Source organism: Clostridia bacterium, assembly GCA_035561135.1.
In the GTDB taxonomy this organism is placed as follows: domain Bacteria; phylum Acidobacteriota; class Terriglobia; order Terriglobales; family Acidobacteriaceae; genus DATMYA01.
In genome coordinates this window covers 255,836-262,265 of record DATMYA010000048.1, presented here as the reverse complement: position 1 = coordinate 262,265, position 6,430 = coordinate 255,836, and the positions used below count along the sequence as shown (strand labels likewise).

General features: G+C 58.2%; 7 protein-coding genes. 3 read left to right on the top strand and 4 right to left on the bottom strand.

The window, feature by feature from the left end:
* The 4 genes from VN622_10375 to aroC form a co-directional block, all read right to left on the bottom strand.
* A partial coding sequence (locus tag VN622_10375; GenBank protein ID HWR36262.1) for a transcription antitermination factor NusB occupies positions 1 to 242 on the bottom strand: 242 nt, incomplete at its 3' end.
* Entirely contained in the window at positions 242 to 1,195 is a 954-nt protein-coding gene (fmt, locus tag VN622_10370) for a methionyl-tRNA formyltransferase (GenBank protein ID HWR36261.1), read from the bottom strand. The genes fmt and VN622_10375, both read right to left, overlap by 1 nt.
* A 64-nt stretch (positions 1,196 to 1,259) precedes the next feature.
* On the bottom strand, positions 1,260 to 1,769 hold the full coding sequence (gene def, locus VN622_10365) for a peptide deformylase (protein ID HWR36260.1): 510 nt from the start codon (positions 1,767 to 1,769) through the stop codon (positions 1,260 to 1,262).
* Positions 1,770 to 2,951 (bottom strand): chorismate synthase, encoded by a 1,182-nt coding sequence (aroC, locus tag VN622_10360; GenBank protein ID HWR36259.1) that lies wholly within the window; start codon positions 2,949 to 2,951, stop codon positions 1,770 to 1,772. It lies immediately after the preceding gene.
* Between the two features lie 223 nt (positions 2,952 to 3,174).
* Here aroC and VN622_10355 point away from each other — a divergent pair, with 223 nt between their 5' ends.
* Genes VN622_10355 through VN622_10345 form a run of 3 tightly spaced genes read left to right on the top strand, consistent with a single transcriptional unit; the run spans position 3,175 to position 6,426 of the window.
* Entirely contained in the window at positions 3,175 to 4,836 is a 1,662-nt protein-coding gene (locus tag VN622_10355) for a GAF domain-containing sensor histidine kinase (GenBank protein HWR36258.1), read from the top strand.
* Between the two features lie 14 nt (positions 4,837 to 4,850).
* Positions 4,851 to 5,516, top strand: a complete 666-nt coding sequence (locus VN622_10350) for a response regulator transcription factor (protein HWR36257.1) — start codon at positions 4,851 to 4,853, stop codon at positions 5,514 to 5,516.
* 52 nt (positions 5,517 to 5,568) lie between these two features.
* Positions 5,569 to 6,426 carry a response regulator gene (locus VN622_10345; GenBank protein HWR36256.1) on the top strand — a complete coding sequence of 286 codons (858 nt, stop codon included), beginning with the start codon at positions 5,569 to 5,571 and terminating at the stop codon, positions 6,424 to 6,426.
* Positions 6,427 to 6,430: the final 4 nt, after the last annotated feature.

Here is a 6,430-nt window from a genome sequence, read left to right as displayed (position 1 = left end):
AGCGCGATAAGAACCTCAGGGTCCAGGCGGTTCACTTTTTGCGATGAGTGCTTTGCGATGCCGGCGTCGAGTGCCGACTGCCAGCGCAAAGTGCCCATTACGAGTTCGGTGCAAAGGCCGCGATCGGCGGGGCTCAACTCGCGCAACCGGTCGGAGTGGAGCATCTCGGAGGCGTAGGATTCGCGCTCCTGCACTCTGAGGAGGATATCGAATGCAATAGCGCGCGCTGGCGAAACTGGCATCAGGAGTTGCTCGGTGCGGGGCCAAGTCGTTCGCCCGGTTGCGGGCGATAGCCGTTGATGAAGTCGCGCGCCGCGGCACGCTTCTTGCCTTCGATCTGCAGTTCTTGAATTTCGAGGACAGTCGATTCGCCGCATCCGGCGATAAGTGTGTCGCAGTGGATTGCGATTTCTCCCGGCGCGAGCAGGGCACTGTCGCCTGGGAAGGCCTTCACCGAAAGCAGGTTCAGCTTTTTGCCGCGGAAGTTTGTGTAAGCGCCGGGCCATGGTTGGAATCCCCGCCAGCGGTTTACGATCTCAGTTGCCGTCTGCTTGAAATCAACAGCGCCGTCCTCCTTCGTCAGAATCGGAGCCAGAGTCGCTCGGGCGTGATCCTGCGGGCGAGAAGTAACTTCCCCAGCGGCGAGGCCGCGCAGCGTCTCTACCATGAGTTCGGCTCCCATGGCGGCCAATCGCGGCGCAAGCGTCACAGAGGTGTCGCCGGGTTCAATCGCAAGCTCGCGTTGCAGCAGAATGTCTCCCGTGTCGAGTCCGGCGTCAATGCGCATGGTGGTGTTGCCCGTGACGGTTTCACCACGTGCGATCGCCCACTGAATCGGCGCTGCACCACGGTACTTCGGCAACAGCGATGCGTGCAGGTTCAGGTTGCCGAGAGCAGGAAAATCAATCATCCACTGCGGAATGATCCGTCCGTAGCCGACGACGATGATGGCATCGGGATTGAGTTCTTCGAGCTGGGCGCGGAACTCATGATTACTCTTGATTTTGGCCGGTTGCAGAACCGGCAACGCAAGCTCGAGGGCCTTCCGCTTCACTGGCGAGAAGGCAACCTCCATGCCGCGCCCCTTCGGACGGTCGGGCTGAGTGACGACGAGCGAAACATCGTGACCGGCGCGGACTAGCGCTTCCAGCGTAGGGGCGGCGAATTGTGGCGTTCCGCAAAACACGAGTCGCATTGCGGACTCAATTGTACAGGGGGCTCGCGCGACTGCTTCCGTGCATGCGAGCCGAGTGGTTGCTCTACCACTCGCCGAGCTTCTGGAGCTTCCTGATCTTGCGTTTCATCAGGTCGCGTTTGAGTGCGCTGATGTGGGTTATGTAGAGCCTGCCGTTGAGGTGATCGGTCTCATGCAGGAGAGCGCGGGCGAGCAGTTCTTCCCCGGTCTTCTCGAACCACTGGCCGTTGATGTCCTGCGCGCGCACGGTGACGCTACGCGGGCGCGTCACATTCTCGCGAAAGTCCGGGAGGCTCAGGCAGCCTTCCGCCGAGGTGACGCGGCCTTCGGTATGGATGATTTCAGGGTTGGCCAGAACCAGCTTGGCTTCTGGATCTTCCTTGAAGCTGATGTCGATGACGGCCAAACGTAGTGCGAGGCCGATCTGCGGCGCCGCGAGACCTACGCCGTGCGCCTCGTACATCGACTCGAACATGTCTTCGACGAGCTTCTTGAAATCGCCATCGAAACCAGTAACCGGCTTGGCTGGAGTCTCCAGCACCGGGTCGCCGAACTTAACGATTGGATAGATCATTCAGTAGTTTCGCAATTGCTGGCGGTAGCCTTCAAAATTCCTTTTCGTCTCCAGCATGGAGTCGCCGCCAAATTTTTCCAAAGCACACCGCGCCAATGTCAGCGCGACCATCGATTCACCCACAACGCCCGCGGCGGGGACGACGCATACATCAGAACGTTCATAAGCGGCCTTCACCGGCTCGCGAGTCTCGAAGTCCACGGACGCCAGGGGACGCCGCAACGTCGAAATCGGTTTCAGATAGCCGCGAACGATGATGTCGCTCCCGTTTGAAACTCCGCCTTCGATACCGCCGGCGTGATTCGATCCCCGCGTGAAGTTTGTAAACGCCGAGTCGGCGGGGTTCCGCTCATATCCTATTTCATCATGCACGCACGAACCGAGGGAAGTGGCTGCCGTGACACCGTCTCCGATTTCGACCGCCTTGACCGCCTGCACCGACATCACGGCGCTCGCAAGAAGTGCGTCAAGGCGCTCGTCCCAGTTTACATACGTGCCGAACCCAGGCGGCACGTTGTGCGCTACGACTTCAAATACGCCACCAACGGAGTCTCCAGTGCGCAGAGCAAGGTCCACCTGCTCCTTCATGCGTGATTCGGCTTCTGCGTCGACGCAGTTCAGGAGGACTTCGTCGCGTTTGGCAAGGTCGCGCAACTGCTCCCATTGCACTTCCGAACTTGTCCGTGCGGAGCCGACCTGTAAAACGTGGCTTAAAACTTCTATGCCGAGCTCGTTCAGGAACATCTTGGCGATCACGCCGCCAGCCACTCGCGCGGTGGATTCACGTGCGGATGCGCGCTCGAGCACGTATCTCGCCTCTGGAAAGTTGTACTTAAGAGCGCCGGCCAAATCGGCGTGTCCCGGACGAGGCGATGCCACGCGCTTGTGCTTGGTGGGATCGCCTTGCTCGACGGGCAGCGAGTCCTGCCAATTCTTCCAATCGCTGTTTTCGATCATCAGGGCGATTGGTGAGCCGATGGTCATCCCGTTGCGAACGCCCGACAGCAGGCGCGCGTGGTCGCGCTCGATGCGCATCCTGCCGCCGCGTCCATATCCTTGCTGTCGCCGCCACAATTCGCGGTTCATCCATTCTTGGCTAACCTTGAGTCCGGCAGGCAAACCGGAGATCAATGAGACCAGCGCTTCACCATGTGATTCGCCGGCGGTTGAGAACTTCAGCATAGGTGGATTGTAGTCGATGGCGCGCGATATGGGGCCTTACGGGCTGATCCTCGTGGCGCATTAGATAATTGCGAAGTAGTAAACTTTTGTGCTCGCGTTTACTGGATTCTCAGGTGAAAACCTAGTAGAATATCCAATAACTTAGGTAGTTGGGGTAATCAGTAAGTACTGTCGGTCTCCCCTAAATCTCGCCTTAGTAACGTCTCCCGCATCTAAGGAGTCCATGATGTCCGCCCTGCTGCCAATCAAGGAGAGCGTGCGCGCTCTGATCCTGGAAGTTGCAGGGGCACTGCAACCGCATTTCGCGGATATTACCGCTGCATGGCGCAAGAGGATGTTCGAAGAGTTCCAGTTTGATGGCCGTGCCATGACCGCTTTGGAACGCCTGAATCTCGGAACCGGATTCGCGCTTTTTGGCCATTCCGACTTCGCGGCATTCTCGGAAAACCTGGATTACCACGGAACGAGGCTGGCCAAACTGCAAGTGGATACGCGAGCAGTCGCGCGCTCGCTTGAGTTGTACCTGGAATTGTGTGCGCTTTATGTACATCGGCTTTTCGGCGAACGCCGCTTTGAGGTGATGGCTGCGCTGGAAATGTTATCTTCCGCAAGTTTCGTGGCAATCTCAGGCGCGTATTTCGATACGCAAAAAGCTGCTTCCGACGCGCTGCTTGCCGTGCTGGATGCCGAACTGTCGGCGCGCAACCTTTCCGCCCTGCTTGAGCGCGTGTTGCAGATCACGACCAAAATCTTCGGCGCGACTGCGGGAATAGTGCTTCTTCTCGATCAAGAAACCAACCAACTGCACGTTAAACAAGTTGTGGGTTTGGAGACGGCACTCGACGCGGACCTGAGCATCGCGATGGGGCAGGGATTCTCAGGGCAGATCGCGGCATCTGGCGAACCCGCCATACTGGCGGATTTGACGCAATCGCATGGGGTGCTGAACCCGTACTTGAGACCCGTGGCGCGGTCGCTCTGGGGCGTGCCGCTAAAAAATGGCGACCAGGTTATCGGAGTGGTCCTGATCGGTTTTGGAAAGCTGTACGACTGGCTTCCGCGAGAGCGAGAACTGTTGCGCGCCATTGCCGACCGTTCCGCGCTGGCGATCGACCGGGCAGGCATGACCGACGCGTTACGAGAACGCGAGATGCGTATTGCGGAGCTTTCCGGATACCTGCTGAGGGCGCAGGAGGAAGAACGCAAGCGTATCAGCCGCGAGCTGCACGATGAGACGGGACAGGCTCTGATGGTAATCCGCCTGTACCTGGGCATGTTGGAGAAGAACGTCGGCACGCGCACGGCACGAGCGAAGATCCACGAAACGCTCGATGTTGTAGATCGCACGATTGAAGGGATCCGGCGCATCATCGGCCGTCTCTCGCCGCTCGTCCTGCAGGAATTGGGAATGATCGCGGCCATCCGTAAAGAAGCCAAGGACTTGGCGAAGGGCACCGGGGTGAAGGCACGTGTCAGCGTTTCGGAAGATATTGGACGCCTTGCTCCCGAGATCGAGATCGCAATCTACCGCGCAGTGCAGGAAGCGCTTCACAATGTCGCCAAGCACGCGGAGGCAAAGTCGGTGAACATCCAGATGGCGCGCGAAGAAGGCGCAGTGCGCCTGGTCATAGAGGACGACGGCGTTGGCATCAACCCTGTGCAGAACCCCGGACGCCGCAGTTTTGGACTCGCGGGAATGAGAGAAAGAATCTGCACGCTTGGCGGGACCATGCGCGTGACATCGCGGAAAAACCAGGGAACGCGCATTGCCATTTCTGTGCCCATCCCGCAGCACGGAAACCTGCAGGAATTACCAAAAGGAACTGCCATGCCCATCGGCCATGCGGGCGCGATGCCTCTGGTTGGTACGGGCACAACCGATTAATAAGTGGAGCATAGATGCCGAAAATCAAATGTCTTTTGGTAGATGACCACACGTTGTTTCGCCAGGGTGTTCGCCGCCTTCTTGAAACTGAAAGTGATTTCGAAGTGGTTGGCGAGTCGCCGGACGGCGGGGATGCCGTGGAGAAGGCCCGTGAACTGCGCCCCGACGTAGTCCTGATGGATATAGGCATGCCCGGCCTTTCTTCGTTTGAAGCCGCGCGTCATATTCGCAAGAATCGAGTCGAAACCAAGGTCCTGTTTCTCACCATGTATGAGGACGAGGATTACCTGGTGCAGTGTTTGGAGGTTGGCGCCTCCGGATACGTTCTGAAGGACACGCCTGCCGCGCAGTTGCTCACCGCCGTTCGCGACGTATACAAGGGGGGCAAGTATCTCAGCTCCCAGGTTTTGGGGAAGCTGGTGGAAGATTTTCGAGCGCGTGTGCGTGACGCAAAGATGCGTCCTCGCATCTCAACCCTCACGCCGCGCGAGCGAGAGATACTGAAGTTGCTGGCGGAAGGCAATTCTGTGAAAGAGATCGCCGTGATGCTCGGCCTAAGCGTCAAAACCGTCGAAGCGCACAAGTTCAACCTGATGCGCAAACTCGACATCCACAATAAGGCGCAGCTTGTTACATATGCCATCCAGAAAAAAATCATCAAAATTCCGGTGAACCAATGAGTTGTGTTGGTGTCTCGGGTCTGAAGGGCGCAGGAAAGTTCCCGTGGGACTAATGCGAGTACTCTTCGTCGATGATGAGCCGAACATCCGGCTGACCTTGCCGGCGATCTTGAAGATGCACGGGTTCGACGTTACGGCCAGAGCGACCGTCGCCGAGGCGCTGGCCACCATGCACGCTGAGAAGTTTGATGTTCTCATCGCGGACCTGAACATCGGTCAACCGGGCGATGGTTTCACTGTTGTAAGCGCGATGCGGCGCACACAACCACACGCTGTCACCATCATCCTCACTGGGTACCCGGCATTTGAAACCGCACTGGAAGCTATCCGTAACCAGGTGGACGACTATGTTGTGAAGCCTGCGAACGTGCCTCAACTGCTGAACGTCATCGAGGAGAAGCTGAAGAACCACACGCCGTCTCATCATCTGCCAGTCAAGAGGGTGAGCAGCATAGTGCGTGAGAATAGGCAGGGCATCTTTGATCTCTGGCTGGACGCATGCCTTCAATCGGTGGAGTTAGCCTCCGCCCAATTGAGCGAGGCGGAAAGATTAGATCACCTGCCGGCGGTCGTCGAAGAACTGGCTGCCATGTTGGATTCGCATCCTGGCGCAGTGAGCCAGACGGCAATATCGGCAGCCGAGCAACACGGACTTGCGAGACGCGCGCAAGGCTATACGATTCCGATGATGTTGCTGGAAGTACGGATATTGCGTTGCGCGATCTACCGCACTTTGCAGCAAAACCTGCTGGCGCTCGAAATCAGCTACGTAATCTCGGACATGATCCACATCAGCGATAGCCTCGACCAGCAGTTGCGACGGTCCTGCGAAGCCTATATCCGCGGCAGCGTCGAGCCAACCACTCCTGGCCAGGGGCGGTCAGGCCCCGGCCCCATGCAGACGCAGTAATCCG

Excerpts from the sequence above, each read along its gene's own strand:
- fmt (HWR36261.1), bottom strand. The coding sequence starts at position 1,195 with ATGCGACTCGTGTTTTGCGGAACGCCACAATTCGCCGCCCCTACGCTG.
- def (HWR36260.1), bottom strand. The coding sequence starts at position 1,769 with ATGATCTATCCAATCGTTAAGTTCGGCGACCCGGTGCTGGAGACTCCA.
- aroC (HWR36259.1), bottom strand. The coding sequence starts at position 2,951 with ATGCTGAAGTTCTCAACCGCCGGCGAATCACATGGTGAAGCGCTGGTC.
- VN622_10355 (HWR36258.1), top strand. The coding sequence starts at position 3,175 with ATGATGTCCGCCCTGCTGCCAATCAAGGAGAGCGTGCGCGCTCTGATC.
- VN622_10345 (HWR36256.1), top strand. The coding sequence starts at position 5,569 with ATGCGAGTACTCTTCGTCGATGATGAGCCGAACATCCGGCTGACCTTG.
- VN622_10350 (HWR36257.1), top strand. The coding sequence starts at position 4,851 with ATGCCGAAAATCAAATGTCTTTTGGTAGATGACCACACGTTGTTTCGC.